Source organism: Peribacillus sp. CSMR9 (assembly GCF_033141925.1).
Classification (GTDB): Bacteria; Bacillota; Bacilli; order Bacillales; family DSM-1321; genus Peribacillus; species Peribacillus simplex_A.
Genome location: NZ_JAOPHO010000014.1, coordinates 36,420 through 51,463 on the forward strand (window position 1 = coordinate 36,420; position 15,044 = coordinate 51,463).

The window sequence follows — 15,044 nt, forward strand, 5'->3', positions numbered from 1 at the left end:
ATATAAATGAACGATAGAAGATTGGTGATTGCAGGTACTGGAAGCGGTGTCGGGAAAACGACATTGACCATCGGAATCATGGCAGCCCTCCAGAAGAAAGGCTATACCGTTCAAGGGTTCAAATGTGGTCCTGACTATATTGATCCAACCTATCATACCGCAGTTACAGGACGAATTTCACGCAATCTTGACAGTTGGATGTTTGAACACGATACCGTCCGAGAAATTCTTAACAAAGCAAGTAACGGAGCTGATATCTCGATCATCGAAGGAGTCATGGGCTTTTTCGATGGCAAAAGTCCTTTAGCCAATACAGGATCGACGGCTGAAATCAGCATGATCACCCAAAGCCCTGTCTTGTTGGTAGTCAACTGTGCCAGCATGGCGCGAAGTGCCGCAGCCATTGTAAAAGGGTTTCAGGACTTTTCAACCGGTCCGAACATCATTGGAGTAATTGCCAATCAAGTGGGAAGTGTAGGGCATTACCAAATTGTCAAAGCGGCCATCGAGCAAGAATGCGATGTTCCGGTGCTGGGATATATGAAGCGGGAATTGGATATTGATATTCCTAGCCGTCATTTGGGCTTAATTCCTGCTATTGAGCGCGGGGAACTTGACCCGTTTTTCGATAAGCTTGCACACTTAGTCATGGAAACGATTGATATCGATCAGTTGTACCGTTTGTCCATGACTAGCGCCGTTTCCAGTGGGAATTCAAATATATTTCAGCACCAAAATAAAAAAGGCGTGTGCATTGCCGTCGCAAAAGATGCGGCCTTTAATTTTTATTATCAGGAAAACCTTGAGTTGCTTGAAGCGAATGGGGCAAACATCAAGTATTTTTCTCCATTAAAAGGGGAAGAAGTTCCATTGGATGCTGATGGTTTATACCTTGGAGGCGGTTTTCCAGAGGAATTTGCAGCCGAACTTTCTGGTCATTTGGGTACTATTAAATCCATCCGAAGCTCTATTGAAAAGGGGTTGCCGACTTTAGCGGAATGTGGTGGTTTCATGTTTTTGAGCAAATCAATTGAAACAACTTCCGGAGAAACGCACCAGATGGCAGGGATAATACCAGGCAGGATTAAGATGCAGAAAAAACTTGCAGCACTTGGATATCGTGAAATTACAGGAACACAAAGCAATTTTTTGATCAATGAAATTGAGCAGGCAAAAGGTCATGAGTTCCACTATTCGACATTTGAAGCAGATGGTGATCTTACACATGCTTATGAAGCCAAAGGCAGATTCGGTTCGAAACAAGAAGGGTGTGTATTAGGTAACCTTGTTGCCGGGTATACCCACTTTCATTTTGCTTCCAATCCAAAACTTGCAAAGAACTGGATCGATGCTTGCTTAAAACAAAAAAACAGATCTACCCAGGAAACTATCATCAAGTAAAAGGTATTTTTTGAAGATTAAGAGGAGGCACGAGCATGAAACCGGGAAAAGTACATCTGGTCGGTGCGGGTCCCGGAGATCCGAAACTGATTACGGTATATGGACTGGAATGTATCCAAAAGGCGGATGTCATCGCGTATGACAGGCTTGTCAATCCAGAACTATTAACCTATGCAAAAGAAAATGCAGAACTGGTGTATTGCGGGAAATCACCAGGGAAACATCATCTCATTCAAAATGAAATTCATGAACTTCTTGTGGAAAAAGCCTTACAGGGGAAAAATGTCACCCGACTAAAGGGCGGAGATCCATTTGTCTTCGGTCGGGGCGGTGAGGAAGCTGAGATACTGGCTGCTAACGGAATTGAATATGATATCGTCCCGGGAATCACAGCGGGTATCGCGGCTCCGGCTTATGCGGGCATCCCGGTTACCCACCGTGAACATGCATCAAGTTATGCGATTGTGACAGGACATGGCCGTGATTACAAGGGACAGGATAACCTGAATTGGCAGGCATTGGCTCAAGGCATCGATACCATCGCTTTTTATATGGGGATAGGTAATATGCCGTTTATATGTGAAAAATTGATGGAGCATGGCAGGGACGGTAAAACGCCAGTGGCTGTCATTGAATGGGGCACGACAGATAAACAAAGGACGATCACCGGTACGTTGAGTTCGATTCCTTTGCTTGCTATAAAAGAAAAAATTCAAAATCCGTCAATCTTCCTAGTAGGCGATGTCGTCCAATTAAGAGAAAAAATCCAATGGTTTGAAAGAGTGATTGAATCAGAATCCATTATAGAAGGGAATGAGTCGGAATGTCCATCATTCAGGAATTGAAGGAACGCAGGGCAATAAGGAACTACGAAGATAAAGAAGTGGAAGATGAAAAAATCAGGATGTTATTGGAAGCGGCTACCTATGCCCCTAACGACCGATTACGTGAACCTTGGGGCTTTTATGTAATCAAGGGTGAAGCGAAGCACCGTTATGAAAGATTGGCAGAAAAGTATTTACATGAACGCTTCCCGACCAAACCAAAATTGATTGACAGTTCACTGGAAGTTGTTAAGACGACACCGCTTATCATCGTCGTGACTTCTGATATTTTGCCTGATGATCCAGATTCATCCGAAGATAATGTATTTGCCTCTTGTTGTGCCGTCCATTCGATGTGGCTTGCCGCAAAAGAACTGGGTCTTGGATTCGTTTGGCGTACTAGAGGAGTGGGTCTTGTCAGGGATGAACGACTTCACGGGTTTATCGGTTCACCGGAAAACAAAAAAGTGATCGGCACCATTTTTGTCGGATATCCAAAAGGTGATCAACCAATTCCTGCTACTCAAAGGACTTCATACATAGAAAAAACAGTTTGGTTATGAAGGTAGGTGAGCGAGTGGCACGCAGAGGATTAATGCTTATTTATACGGGAAATGGGAAAGGGAAGACGACTGCCTCATTAGGGGTGACTTTACGGGCAATCGGCAGAGGAATGAATGTCAAATTCCTTCAGTTCATAAAATCTCCAGAGCGTACATATGGAGAAGCGTTGGCTTTAAAAAAATTAGGCGTTGAAATGGAACAGCTTGGTATTGGTTTTACCTGGACCAAAACACCAGATGAGCATCGAAGCGCATTATCGTTAGCTTGGGAAAAGGCGAAACAGGCCCTTAGTGATCCTGACATTGATTTACTCGTTTTGGATGAGTTGAACAATGCGTTAGCCATATCCAAATTCCCTATTGAAGATGTCTTGCCATTGGCTGAAATCATCGAGGCGATTCGTAATCGTCCCGCTCATATGCATATTGTCATTACCGGTAGGGATGCCAAGCCAGAGCTTATGGAAATGGCGGATTTGGTTTCATCCATTGAGGCGACCAAGCATTATTATGACGAGGGTATCGGAGCTGTCAAAGGATTAGAGTTTTAGGGGGTGAGCGGAATGAAGGCACGGTCCATCATGATACAAGGGACGTCATCTGATGTAGGGAAAAGTTTGATTTGCACGGCATTTTGCAGGGTATTTTCCAATAAAGGATTACGTGTCGTCCCATTCAAATCACAAAACATGGCATTGAATTCTTATGTAACCTTGGATGGCGGTGAAATCGGACGGGCCCAGGGAGTACAGGCGGAGGCAGCACGAATCACGGCAACAACTGATATGAATCCGATATTACTGAAGCCGAAGAAGGATATGGTTTCGGAAGTCATCGTGCACGGAAAGCATTTTCTTGATATGAATGCAAAAAGCTATCGGAATCATTTTGTCCAAGAAGCCATGCCCATCATCCGTAAATCGGTAGAAAAACTTCAAGATGAATATGACATCATCGTACTGGAAGGCGCAGGAAGTCCAGCTGAAATTAACCTTAAGGACCGGGATATTGCGAATATGCGAATGGCCAAACTCGCGGATGCGGCTGTCATTTTAGTGGCAGATATTGACCGTGGTGGCGTATTTGCTTCCATCATCGGGACACTTGCCTTATTGGACAAAGATGAACGCGATTGTGTAAAGGGGATCATCATCAATAAATTTCGTGGCATGCGTGAACTGTTGGACGATGGCATTGATTGGGTGGAAAAGGAAACCGGGATTCCGGTTCTCGGAGTGCTTCCCTATTTAGACGTAAATATCGAAGCGGAAGATTCACTGGCACTCTCTTCTTTACGTTTTAAAAAGCCTAAAAAGGCTGAGTTTCCGATCGATGTTGCCGTCTTGAGATTTCCGCGGATCTCCAATTTTACAGATGTGGATCCTTTTTTTGATGAACCCGGAGTGGGTGTCCGGCTAGTAGGAAGTGTCCATGAGTTAGGAAATCCCGACCTTCTTATTTTGCCGGGTACGAAAAACACGATGGAAGATTTAGAGTGGATGAAAAGTGTAGGCTTGGATGGGGCCATCAATGAACTGCGCGAACAAGGAACGGTGATCTTTGGTATATGCGGCGGTTTTCAAATGCTAGGGACTAAACTTTTCGATCCTGATGCAGTAGAAGGTAACGGTGAGAATGCAGAAGGGCTTTCGCTTCTTCCAGTGGAAACCGTATTTCAAGCAGAAAAGAAAACGGTACAAATGGAAGGTGTCCTTTCTGATGGGATGATAATGGAAGGTGAAATGAATCTTAACGGTTTCGAAATACATTTAGGCAGAACGACATTGAAGCCACAAGTAAGACCTTTTCTTTTATTGAAGGATGGAAGAGAAGATGGAGCCATTTCCACTGACAATAAGGTAATGGGAACATATCTTCATGGGATTTTCCATAATCGCTTGTTCACTAGATTACTAGTTAACCAAATTCGACGGAACAAGGGGTTGGAGGAAGTGAAGGAAAACGTTCGAAGCGACTCAGAGCGAAGGGAAGAAGCATATAATCTTTTGGCTTCCCATTTAGAAGAAAACATTGATATGGAAACCATCTATCAATGGCTGCAGCTTGAAACCACGGAAAGCTGAAAAATGGTCTCGGCAAAATCATTTTATCCTGTTGATCAAAGCCTTTTAACCTATATGAAATGGACTGGAAACACATTGGTATAAGGGTAAACTTCCTTTTAATTAGCCATATTAAGTGACAGACGTATATAAGATATGTTATGTTGTCTTCTCTACATACTTTAAGAATATAAAAGGATGAGGTGTTCATATGAATAAAACAGAATTAGTGAGTAGTGTGGCAGCACAAGCTGAACTAACAAAAGACGACGCAAAAAAAGTAGTGGATGCATTGTTTGAAACAATCACGACTACACTTGCTAAAGAAGAAAAGATCCAACTAGTTGGTTTTGGTACATTTGAAGTGCGCGACCGTGCAGCTCGTACAGGAAGAAACCCACAAACAGGTGAAGAAATACAAATTGCAGCTAGCAAAGTACCCGCTTTTAAAGCAGGTAAGGAATTAAAAGAAGCTGTAAAATAAAAAAATGAACAAAGAAAAACCTGGCGATCAATGTTCGCCAGGTTTTTTGTTTACTGCCTGATTTTCATTCCAAATAGGGTTGGTGACAAGTTATGGATTATAGGATGTATAAAAGCGCTTGATTTAACGTATTAGTTGGCATAAATCCATCGTGTTGAAAATGTGGTGATTTTGGATGATGATGGCTATTTAATCTTTCTTTATCATTTGACCAAAGAAAGAAAATAAGCTCACTCCATGAAAAAAAGGAAGACAGTCATGGAATGTAACACAAATGAAAAGAATTTATAGTACTTATTAATAAGGTTTAAACTGAGGCTATGTTAGGCTAAATGAATAACAAGCTTTAAAACCAAAATAAAAGAGGTGATAAATATGTTGAAGAAGATAATGAAAAAAATCAAACAACTTTCCCAAGGCAGCAGTGAGCGAAGGCATGGTCATTATCGCCGAGGCAGCAGTAGCAGCAGCAGAGGGTATAAACGATCTCCCATGAGTGGAAGTGACCGCTACAAGAGAAAAGGGCGGGGCAGTAGCAGCTAATTCAATTCCTTTGTCTCTAATGCTGCATGCAGGTCCATTGAGATTTCTTGGATATCAGAATAAGGTTCTTGGATGCTTAATAACCTTTTGAGTATGTGCACGGTATCTTTTTCCAACGAAAGCTCTTCTGTCCAAGGGAGAGCCATTTTATTTTTGGAAGTGTATGTCGTATAAAGTACATATAAGAGTATTTCTCCCAAGTCGTAAAAATCCTGCCTTTTCAGCTGCAAAATGGCTTCTTTTGCGAGATCGGCCGAAACGGCACGTTTAGACAAACCAAAGTCTATCAAAATGGGCTGATTGTCTTTAAGTAAGATATTTGGTATACGTAAATCTTGATGGAAAATATAATGGCTGTGCAGATAAGATACTAATTCGACCAACTCACCAAGAAATAGTAGAGACTCTTTCTCATTGAACGTTATATGATTCAAAAAAATATGGTCTTCCAAATTATCCCCTTCAATGAAATCCATCACAAAATAATAATTTCCGTCTTGTGAAAATTTCTCGTGAAATTTAGGCATTTCTTTATGGTTTAACATTCGTAATATGGAAATTTCATTCTCAAACTGTTCAAGCTCTTTTTTGCTGCGGCGTTTACTTGTCCGGAGCTGTTTGATTACGGTATTCACATTCGTTTTTAAATCAATGCAAAGATAGATAATACCGTAGCTACCTGTTCCTATTACAGCCGTTACTTCGTAGCGGTTTTTCAAAACCACGCCTTTTTTTAAAGGTATATCCACAAAAAATTGATAGATCTTTCGAATGGTACGCAACATTGAAACTTCCCTCACCACTTTCATATATTTGAGTGGAAAACTCAAAAGACCATTATGATAACTAAACTGGGAATATGAATGATCATGGATAGTGTACCATTGATTTTTGATATTGCGGTAATGAAAGTCTTTTCTTCGGTAGTGTCCTTTTACACGATATTCAATAAAATGTTGATCAATATATCTGTGGAAATAAATTCCTTATCAATGAAAAAAGAACAAATTAAAGATGACTATTGAGAATAAAAAATTTTCGTAATTTCATATTATGAAATTATTGGATTTTTTAAATTTTTAAGTTTAATATAATGAATTCATAATCAAAGAGTAGGAGGTGAAAAGATGGATGGGCGCGAGTTAAGAAATTGCTTTGGTAAATTCCCAACCGGAGTTACGATAGTGAGCTGGTTTGATGGGAAAGTTCAAAATGGCATTACTGTGAATTCATTCACTTCGGTTTCCTTGGATCCCCCGCTTGCTTTAGTGTCAATTCATAAAGAAGCAAAAGCCTGCAATAGCATGAAAGATAGAGCATTTACCATTAATATTTTGTCGGATGAACAAGAATCCATTGCATGGCAATTTGCGGGCAATAAACGGGAAGCACTTGAAATTGACTGGGATAACAAGGGGATTTCACCAAAAATAAAAGGAAGTGTCGCCTGGATGGAATGCAAACCATGGAAAGAATATGATGCGGGTGATCATGTTTTGTTCATAGGTGAAATCCAGGAATTACATTTCGAAGATTTGGAAGCGCTTACTTTTTATCAAGGGAAAATGGGGTCTGCTAAACAACTCGTAAAATAAGGGGGATTCTTATGGGCATTAAAACCGGCGAAGAATATATTAATAGAATTAAATCCAGAAAGCCAGAAGTCTGGCTTGGTGGAAGAGTGGTTGAGGATATTTATAATGAACCAATTTTTAAACAGCCGATACAAGAAATTGCGAAGTTGTATGACATTCAACATGACCCGGAATATCAAGATGAAATCACCCACATTTGTAAAGAAACCGGAGAACGTGTTAATAATGCTTTTTTATTCCCGAAGACTTCGGATGACCTGCAAAAAAGAAGTAAGTTATTTGAAGTGTATGCCAGGATGACATATGGACTTATGGGGAGAACGCCTGACTTTTTAAATGTTGTAGTCACTTCCATGGCGCATAATTCCTGGTTTCTTGATAAATACAACAAAGACTGGTCTAAGAACATCAAGGATTATTATACCTATATTCGTGACAATGATTTATTCCTTACGCATGCAATCATTAATCCTCAAAATGATCGAAGTAAGGAATCTCATGAGCAAAAAGAAACATATACACACTTGGGGACCGTTGAGGAAAAAGAAGAAGGAATACTTGTCCGCGGTGCAAAAATGTTAGCAACCCTGGCTCCCATTACTGATGAAGTAATTATCTATTCTTTCCCGGGATTCACACCAGGAGATGAGCGTCATGCGGTAGCATTTGCGCTGCCGATCGATACGCCGGGACTGCGCATAATTTGCCGGGAACCAATGCAGGACGGAACACGCTCGATGTTTGACCATCCACTGGCCTCACGCTATGAGGAAATGGATGCCCTGCTTGTATTTAATGATGTATTGGTTCCTTGGAATCGCGTCTTCTTATACAACAATGTAGAGGCGGCAAACCGCTTGTATCCAATGACAGGAATCGCTGAACAGCCTGCACACCAATCAGGTGTCCGTGGATATATTAAACTGGCATTTGCCGTTGAAGTTGCTTGTAAAGTGGCAGACTCTATCGGAGTTGATGGATTCCTGCATGTCCAACGTGATTTGGGTGAACTTGTTCAATCCGTCGAAGTCATCCGTTCACTGCTTCGGGTAGCGGAATATGAGTACACGATTAATGACTACGGTGAGGCCCGGCCAAATCCAGATGCCTTGGAATCGATTCGCGGTTTCCTTCCAGAGATGTATCCCCGTGCCATAGAGGTTATCCAGACAATTGGAGCTGGCGGGCTGTTGATGTCACCGACAGGGGCGGACTTTGATAATCCGGAATTGCGCTGTGATATCGATAAATATTATGGAGGACGAAGCGGAGTTTCAGCGGAAGAACGCGTAAGGGTGTTTAAACTTGCCTGGGATTTATGCGGGGAAGCATTCGGGCAGCGCCTCCTTCAATACGAGCGCTATTACACGGGTGATCCAGTTCGGAAAAGAGCCATTTTTTATAATAAATATAAGAAAAACAAAAACTTCACCATGGTAGATGAAGTGCTTAACAAACCGATACAAGTAGCCATCGATGCGATCAACCAGTAATTTTAATAGTTGAATAGGGAGGGGGGGCGTCATGATTTCGTCCGTTGAGAAGGTAATAAAGATACTTGATTTATTCACTAATGAAGAACCCTCACTTGGAAATAAGGAAATTGCTGAAAAATTGAATATGAGTCCAAGCTCATCACATCATCTCGTGAAAACGATGTGTAAGGAAGGGATGCTGATCCAGGGCAAAGATCGAAAATACCGGCTTGGGTGGAAGTTACTTGAGTGGAGCAGTAAAGTCATGTATCAGCAGGATATTCATTATGAAGCAGGACCTATTTTAAGTAATCTTGTCCTGCAATTTAGAGGGAATTCTCATATTGGAATGTTTCACGAAGGCGAAGTCAGGTTTGTGATGAAAATGTCGTCCCCTCATGCTGAGCATATGACCACATATATAGGAGCAAGAAAACCAGCGTATTGTACGAGCAGCGGGAAAATATTACTTGCTTTTAACCCATCCTTTATTCAGCCTACGCTTGCAAAAGGGCTTTTGAAGCACTCAACAAATACGATTACTTGCATTAACCAATTGAATGAAGAATTAAAGGCCATCCGCAAACAGGGATTTGCGATCAGTGATGATGAAAATGATTTTGGGTTATATGGGGTTGCTGCCCCCATTAAATCCTACAATGGTCAAGTTATTGCAGCACTTAACCTTGTCGGAGATCGAAATTATATGAATGGGAGAGAGAAGACGAATATTATTCAGTCTGTAATTCGATCGGCACAAATGATTTCAAAACAGGTTGGTTATATGTCGTTAGTGTGAATTCTCGCAATTATTATGAAAATGAAAACGGGAGGTAGTTTATTTATGAAGGGATATGCTCAATCTTTAAAATTACAGGCTAGATCATTAAATGTAATGAAAGTTATTGAAGACAATAAAAATTTATTGAAGCCGCCGGTTAATAACAAAGTACTTTGGGAAGATTCCGAATTCATTGTCATGCTTCTGGGTGGCCCGAATTACAGGCGTGATTTTCATGTTGACCCTTCAGACGAGTTATTTTATCAGATAAAAGGCTCCTGCTATGTAGAATGCATCACCCAAAACGGCGAGCGTGAAGTAGTGGAGGTGAAAGAGGGGGAAATGTTCATGCTGCCAGCTGATGTACCCCATTCCCCTCACAGGGTATCGGATACTTACGGCATTGTTATAGAGCGCAAGCGTGCAATAGATGAGCTTGAAGATTTCGTTTGGTTCTGTGGGAAATGTAATCATGAGATGCACAAAGTTACGATCCAATTGACGAATATTGAGGTTCAGGTGAAAGAAGCCATTGAGGCTTTCAACGGAAGTAAGGAACTTCGAACTTGTCATGAATGTGGTCATGTTATGTCAGAAAACGTTGAGGCTTGGAAATGCGAATAGACTTTCATACTCATATTCTGCCGTTGGATCTGCCGGACTTAACCGGAAAATTTGGTCAGGGACGCTGGCCGGTGTTAGAGCAGAAATGTTCATGCGGGGCGGATATTATGGTAAGCGGGAAGCTGTTCAGGAAAGTGACTGACCAGGTATGGGACCCGGAAAAACGCATTCAGGATATGGATGCCGAAGGAGTCGATATGCAGGTGCTGTCACCGGTGCCAGTGACATTTTCATACTGGGCGCCAATAGACCAGGCGCTATACATGTCCCAATTCCAGAATGATTTTATTGCTGAGACTGTGAACAGGCATCCTGACAGGTTCATCGGTCTCGGGACTGTTCCGCTTCAGGATTTGAAAGTGGCAATTGGCGAAATGGAACGCTGTAAATTTGAACTTGGTTTGGCGGGGATTGAGATTGGTACAAACGTAAACGGAGAGAATCTAGATTCACCTGTTTTATTAGAATTCTTCCAAATGGCTGAAAAATGGAATGTCCCACTGTTTATACACCCTTGGGAGACAATGGCAAAAGACCGAACGGAACGGCATAACCTTATGTATACAATCGCGATGCCGAGTGAAACCGCACTGGCGGCAGCAAGCATTTTATGGAGTGGCGTCATGGAAAAGTTCCCGGCTCTGAAACTATGTTTTGCTCATGGCGGGGGCTCATTCCCATATATTTTACCGCGGATTGATCAGGGATGGGAAGTATGGCCTGATTTAAGAAAAACCTCAATGCCGCCAAGCCATTATGCACAAAAGTTTTATTTCGATTCCCTGAACTATGATATCCGGAATATTCAGTATCTGGTTGAACGTTTTGGTTATAAGAAAGTGCTGATGGGTTCCGACTATCCATTTTTATTAAGAGAAAAGCCTCCAGGTAAAGTAATTGATGACGCTCTAAATCTTTCAGATGAAGTGAAAGCGAATCTTCTTGGGAAAAATGCATTGAGGTTTTTAAATTTGGAATCGTGAGGGGAGAAGCATGGAAAAACAGATTAAAGCACCGGAACAAGTTCTTGAGGAACTTGGAATCATGCTTGATATGCCAAGGGAAGCGGTCGGCAACTACGTCAGCCACGTACGGGTGGGAAATTTGATTTTCACATCCGGACAAGGTGTTGATGATTTTCACGGCAAGCTTGGCAAAGAGCTGACGGAAGAAGAAGGGTATCAGGCAGCGAGGCAGTCAATGATTAATCTTCTGCGGGTGCTGAAGGCTGAGCTTGGCGAACTATCCAGAGTGAAGAAGATAGTCAAAATTCTCGGCATGGTTAATTCAGCTGAAAATTTCACAGGACAGCCTAAAGTTTTGAATGGCGCATCAGACCTGCTTGTTAACGTGTTTGGAGAGAGGGGAAGACATGCTCGGTCAGCGGTGGGAATGGCCCAGCTTCCAAATAATACTGCAATTGAAATTGAAATGATTGTGGAAATACAAGATTGAGACCTTTTGCAATTATCTCAATAAAGAGAGAGGGATGTTTCATGCAAGCAGCAAAAGATAGTATAAATACTGTTAAATCAATAGATTGCCGGCACTTTATTAACGGGGAATTCCTGAATCCAAATCAATCTAAAACTTTTGACAATATCAATCCCGCAACGGAAGAAAAACTTGGATGGGTTGCTGAAGGAGGAAAAGAGGAGGTGAATCAAGCTGTTTCTGCAGCAAGGCATGCGCTTAAAGGTCCTTGGAAATCTTTTACCGATAATGAACGCTCTGCGGTTCTAAGGCGAATCGGCGATCTCATTTTAGAAAAGAAAGAAGAACTGACCATGTTGGAAACCCTCGATACAGGGAAACCGTATAGCCTTGCACTAGAAATGGACATCAAGCGTGCAGCTCACAATTTCCACTTTTTTGCTGATTATATCACCACACTTGGTAATGAATCCTACAATCAGAACAACATTGCCCTTCATTATTCGATTAGACGACCCGTAGGGGTGGTAGGTATGATTAATCCTTGGAACTTACCATTGTTATTGTTGACATGGAAGTTGGCACCATGTCTGGCAGCCGGCAATACTGCGGTTATGAAACCAGCTGAACTGACCCCGATGACAGCGACAAAATTGATGGAAATTTGTAAGGAAGCTGGAGTTCCGGACGGGGTAGTCAACCTTGTGCATGGATATGGTGTAAATTCAGCTGGAGCAGCTCTAAGCGAACATCCTGACGTTGATGCGATAACATTCACTGGGGAAACAAAAACGGGAACAGCGATCATGAAAGCTGCCGCGCCCACGTTGAAAAAAATCTCTTTTGAACTGGGCGGGAAAAATCCGAATATTGTGTTTGCAGACTCGAATCTCGATGAAGTGATCGAAACGACATTGAAATCAAGCTTCATGAACCAAGGTGAAGTTTGTTTATGTGGATCACGTATCTACGTTCAGCAAGGTTTATATGAAGAATTCCTTAAAAAGATGGTTGTGCGTACAGAAAAATTGAAAGTCGGGGATCCGTTTGATTCCGAAACGGAAGTAGGAGCTGTAATAGGAAAGGAACATTATAAAAAAGTGATGAGTTACATTGATCTGGCGAAAGAAGAAGGAGCGAAAATATTAACTGGAGGAAGAAGAGCCGGTCAGTTTGAAAAAGGTTTTTTCATTGAACCGACAATCATTGCCGGGGTTACGCGTGAATCCCGTTGCGTACGGGAAGAAATTTTTGGTCCTGTGGTAACGGTCATGCCTTTCGAAACGGAAGAAGAGGTACTAGAGCACGCTAATGATACTCATTACGGACTGGGGGCAACGATTTGGACCAATGATTTAAGGAGGGCGCATCGTGTCGCTTCTAAAATAGAAGCGGGTATTATTTGGGTGAATACTTGGTATTTACGTGATTTGCGCACACCTTTTGGGGGCATGAAGCACAGTGGCATCGGCCGTGAAGGTGGGTCTCATAGTTTCGAATTTTACAGTGAATTGTCTAACGTCACGATTAAATTATAAAGAAGGAGGGAAGCATCATGATCGTTAGTTTAACAGAATGGTCTGCCAGGTTTTTGAAAGCGGAAAAAACAGGAATAGGAATTTCGGCCCCCACCAATGAAATTCCGGATTTGAATGTGGAGGATGCCTACCAAATTCAGCTTGAAACCATTCGAAGCAAAATTCAGTCCGGTCTGGAAGTATCAGGTAAGAAAATAGGCTTGACTTCAAAGGCTATGCAACAGGTTCTTGGAGTAAATGAACCAGATTACGGACATTTACTTAATGGGATGAAAGTGCAAAATAACGGATATATTCCCAGATGCCGGTTAATTCAACCGAAAGTGGAGGCAGAAGTGGCTTTTATTTTAAAGAAGGATCTTCACGGTCCAAATATTACGGTTGATGATGTAATCGAAGCCACTGATTATGTGGTTGCTTCGATCGAAGTCGTTGATAGCCGTGTGATGGACTGGAAGATTAAACTCCAGGACACTGTGGCGGATAATGCATCATCGGGCTTATATATTCTGGGAGATCGCAAAATTCACTTGAGTGAAATCGACCTCCCTTCCATTCAAATGAGCCTATATAAAAATGGCGAATTCATGAACCAAGGGACAGGTGATGCAGTACTTGGAAATCCAGCAACGTGCGTAGCCTGGCTCGCAAATAAACTAAATGGGTTTAAAGGTTCATTGAATGCGGGCGAAGTCATTTTATCCGGTGCATTATCCGCAGCAATCGAAGCGAAACCAGGTGACCGTTTTTCTGCTGACTTTGGAGATAAACTTGGAAAGGTCTCGGTTAATTTTGAGTGAAAGGAGCCCAGCGGCCTTGAAAAAACTAAAAGTAGGCATTATTGGATCAGGGAATATCGGCACGGACTTAATGATGAAAATTCATCGGTCGGATGTTCTCGAAATGTCGGTAATGATTGGCATCGACAAGGAATCAGAGGGTTTGAAGAAGGCTAGGATGCACGGACATCATGTCATTGAAAATGGTATGGATGGATTTTTGGAAAAAACTGAACTTGCAGACATTTTATTCGATGCCACATCTGCGAAGGCGCATGTTTTTCACTGCGAAGCCTTGAAAAAGATGAACAAGAAGCTGATAGACTTGACACCTGCCGCGATCGGACCGTTTATCGTTCCTTCCGTGAATTTAAAAGAAAATTTGAATGAAGCGGTTGTTAACATGATTACATGCGGCGGTCAGGCGACAATCCCTATCGTTCATGCAATCAGTCAAGTGGCCCAAGTCGAATATGCCGAAATAATTGCGACAATTTCCAGCAAGAGTGCCGGTCCCGGAACTCGGGCTAATATTGATGAGTTTACCCAAACGACGGCAAGGGCCCTGGAACAGGTAGGTGGAGCAAAAAAAGGAAAAGCTATCATTCTGCTGAATCCGGCCGAACCGCCGCTCATTATGAGGGATACCATTCATTGTCTGCTTAAATCGGATTCCTTTGATGTGGAAGAGATAACAACGTCCATCAATAAGATGGCGGAAAAAGTTTCTGGATATGTTCCAGGTTACCGTCTGAAAACAGAGCCGATAATTGATGGAAAACAAATAACAGTCCTCCTGGAAGTGAAAGGTTTAGGAGATTTTCTTCCCGTTTATGCAGGTAATTTGGATATAATGACGGCCTCGGCTGTAAAAGTAGGGGAAGAAATCGCTAAAAGCAAACTCGAAAATTATGTTTGAAATAGTAAATCGGAACTGTAA

Annotated in this window: 17 protein-coding genes; 16 read left to right on the forward strand and 1 reads right to left on the reverse strand. The window is 42.0% G+C overall.

The window, feature by feature from the left end; translation table 11 throughout:
• The first annotated feature begins 6 nt into the window (after window positions 1-6).
• The 7 genes from N9I19_RS09495 to N9I19_RS09525 all read left to right on the forward strand — a co-directional run bounded on the left by N9I19_RS09495 (window position 7) and on the right by N9I19_RS09525 (window position 5,878).
• The gene (locus N9I19_RS09495; RefSeq protein WP_317777633.1) at window positions 7-1,401 is read left to right on the forward strand and encodes a cobyrinic acid a,c-diamide synthase CobB; all 1,395 of its coding nucleotides are present in this window, start codon (window positions 7-9) and stop codon (window positions 1,399-1,401) included.
• Between the two features lie 35 nt (window positions 1,402-1,436).
• Window positions 1,437-2,246, forward strand: coding sequence for a uroporphyrinogen-III C-methyltransferase (gene cobA / locus N9I19_RS09500; RefSeq protein ID WP_284470938.1), 810 nt, complete (start codon window positions 1,437-1,439; stop codon window positions 2,244-2,246).
• Complete coding sequence (locus N9I19_RS09505; protein ID WP_061462950.1) at window positions 2,225-2,788, forward strand: nitroreductase family protein; 564 nt, start codon at window positions 2,225-2,227, stop codon at window positions 2,786-2,788. Before cobA ends, N9I19_RS09505 begins: the two co-directional genes overlap by 22 nt.
• A gap of 14 nt (window positions 2,789-2,802) precedes the next feature.
• Window positions 2,803-3,339, forward strand: coding sequence for a cob(I)yrinic acid a,c-diamide adenosyltransferase (locus N9I19_RS09510; RefSeq protein WP_125162129.1), 537 nt, complete (start codon window positions 2,803-2,805; stop codon window positions 3,337-3,339).
• A gap of 12 nt (window positions 3,340-3,351) precedes the next feature.
• Window positions 3,352-4,872, forward strand: a complete 1,521-nt coding sequence (locus N9I19_RS09515; protein ID WP_061462952.1) for a cobyric acid synthase — start codon at window positions 3,352-3,354, stop codon at window positions 4,870-4,872.
• Window positions 4,873-5,062: 190 nt separating this feature from the next.
• Entirely contained in the window at window positions 5,063-5,335 is a 273-nt protein-coding gene (locus tag N9I19_RS09520) for an HU family DNA-binding protein (RefSeq protein ID WP_061462953.1), read from the forward strand.
• Between the two features lie 375 nt (window positions 5,336-5,710).
• A complete protein-coding gene (locus N9I19_RS09525) occupies window positions 5,711-5,878 on the forward strand; it encodes a hypothetical protein (protein WP_176431933.1) in 168 nt (55 codons plus the stop codon).
• Here N9I19_RS09525 and N9I19_RS09530 read toward each other — a convergent pair.
• Window positions 5,875-6,663: a protein kinase domain-containing protein gene (locus N9I19_RS09530; RefSeq protein ID WP_317777634.1), complete on the reverse strand. Its 789-nt coding sequence runs from the start codon at window positions 6,661-6,663 to the stop codon at window positions 5,875-5,877. The genes N9I19_RS09525 and N9I19_RS09530 overlap by 4 nt on opposite strands.
• A 342-nt stretch (window positions 6,664-7,005) precedes the next feature.
• On the opposite strand from N9I19_RS09530, the gene N9I19_RS09535 reads away from it, so the two are divergent.
• From N9I19_RS09535 to N9I19_RS09575, 9 genes are read left to right on the forward strand one after another with little or no spacing between them, the layout of a single operon-like run.
• Entirely contained in the window at window positions 7,006-7,473 is a 468-nt protein-coding gene (locus N9I19_RS09535) for a flavin reductase family protein (RefSeq protein ID WP_317777635.1), read from the forward strand.
• An 11-nt stretch (window positions 7,474-7,484) separates the two neighbouring features.
• Complete coding sequence (locus N9I19_RS09540; protein ID WP_061462954.1) at window positions 7,485-8,966, forward strand: 4-hydroxyphenylacetate 3-hydroxylase family protein; 1,482 nt, start codon at window positions 7,485-7,487, stop codon at window positions 8,964-8,966.
• A 31-nt stretch (window positions 8,967-8,997) separates the two neighbouring features.
• Window positions 8,998-9,747, forward strand: a complete 750-nt coding sequence (locus N9I19_RS09545; RefSeq protein ID WP_317777636.1) for an IclR family transcriptional regulator — start codon at window positions 8,998-9,000, stop codon at window positions 9,745-9,747.
• Between the two features lie 45 nt (window positions 9,748-9,792).
• A complete protein-coding gene (locus tag N9I19_RS09550; RefSeq protein WP_061462956.1) occupies window positions 9,793-10,353 on the forward strand; it encodes a 3-hydroxyanthranilate 3,4-dioxygenase in 561 nt (186 codons plus the stop codon).
• Window positions 10,338-11,336, forward strand: coding sequence for an amidohydrolase family protein (locus tag N9I19_RS09555; RefSeq protein WP_317777637.1), 999 nt, complete (start codon window positions 10,338-10,340; stop codon window positions 11,334-11,336). Before N9I19_RS09550 ends, N9I19_RS09555 begins: the two co-directional genes overlap by 16 nt.
• A 10-nt stretch (window positions 11,337-11,346) precedes the next feature.
• Window positions 11,347-11,808, forward strand: coding sequence for a RidA family protein (locus tag N9I19_RS09560; RefSeq protein ID WP_089363075.1), 462 nt, complete (start codon window positions 11,347-11,349; stop codon window positions 11,806-11,808).
• Window positions 11,809-11,849: 41 nt separating this feature from the next.
• Window positions 11,850-13,325, forward strand: coding sequence for an aldehyde dehydrogenase (locus tag N9I19_RS09565; protein WP_125163039.1), 1,476 nt, complete (start codon window positions 11,850-11,852; stop codon window positions 13,323-13,325).
• Between the two features lie 17 nt (window positions 13,326-13,342).
• Window positions 13,343-14,125: a 2-keto-4-pentenoate hydratase gene (locus tag N9I19_RS09570; protein ID WP_317777639.1), complete on the forward strand. Its 783-nt coding sequence runs from the start codon at window positions 13,343-13,345 to the stop codon at window positions 14,123-14,125.
• A gap of 16 nt (window positions 14,126-14,141) precedes the next feature.
• Window positions 14,142-15,023: an acetaldehyde dehydrogenase (acetylating) gene (locus N9I19_RS09575; protein ID WP_317777640.1), complete on the forward strand. Its 882-nt coding sequence runs from the start codon at window positions 14,142-14,144 to the stop codon at window positions 15,021-15,023.
• Window positions 15,024-15,044 lie beyond the last annotated feature (21 nt).

Coding starts and splice junctions, on each gene's coding strand:
- N9I19_RS09495 (WP_317777633.1), top strand. CDS start 7: ATGAACGATAGAAGATTGGTGATTGCAGGTACTGGAAGCGGTGTCGGG.
- N9I19_RS09565 (WP_125163039.1), top strand. CDS start 11,850: ATGCAAGCAGCAAAAGATAGTATAAATACTGTTAAATCAATAGATTGC.
- N9I19_RS09515 (WP_061462952.1), top strand. CDS start 3,352: ATGAAGGCACGGTCCATCATGATACAAGGGACGTCATCTGATGTAGGG.
- cobA (WP_284470938.1), top strand. CDS start 1,437: ATGAAACCGGGAAAAGTACATCTGGTCGGTGCGGGTCCCGGAGATCCG.
- N9I19_RS09570 (WP_317777639.1), top strand. CDS start 13,343: ATGATCGTTAGTTTAACAGAATGGTCTGCCAGGTTTTTGAAAGCGGAA.
- N9I19_RS09545 (WP_317777636.1), top strand. CDS start 8,998: ATGATTTCGTCCGTTGAGAAGGTAATAAAGATACTTGATTTATTCACT.
- N9I19_RS09505 (WP_061462950.1), top strand. CDS start 2,225: ATGTCCATCATTCAGGAATTGAAGGAACGCAGGGCAATAAGGAACTAC.
- N9I19_RS09550 (WP_061462956.1), top strand. CDS start 9,793: ATGAAGGGATATGCTCAATCTTTAAAATTACAGGCTAGATCATTAAAT.
- N9I19_RS09560 (WP_089363075.1), top strand. CDS start 11,347: ATGGAAAAACAGATTAAAGCACCGGAACAAGTTCTTGAGGAACTTGGA.
- N9I19_RS09540 (WP_061462954.1), top strand. CDS start 7,485: ATGGGCATTAAAACCGGCGAAGAATATATTAATAGAATTAAATCCAGA.
- N9I19_RS09520 (WP_061462953.1), top strand. CDS start 5,063: ATGAATAAAACAGAATTAGTGAGTAGTGTGGCAGCACAAGCTGAACTA.
- N9I19_RS09525 (WP_176431933.1), top strand. CDS start 5,711: ATGTTGAAGAAGATAATGAAAAAAATCAAACAACTTTCCCAAGGCAGC.
- N9I19_RS09535 (WP_317777635.1), top strand. CDS start 7,006: ATGGATGGGCGCGAGTTAAGAAATTGCTTTGGTAAATTCCCAACCGGA.
- N9I19_RS09530 (WP_317777634.1), bottom strand. CDS start 6,663: ATGTTGCGTACCATTCGAAAGATCTATCAATTTTTTGTGGATATACCT.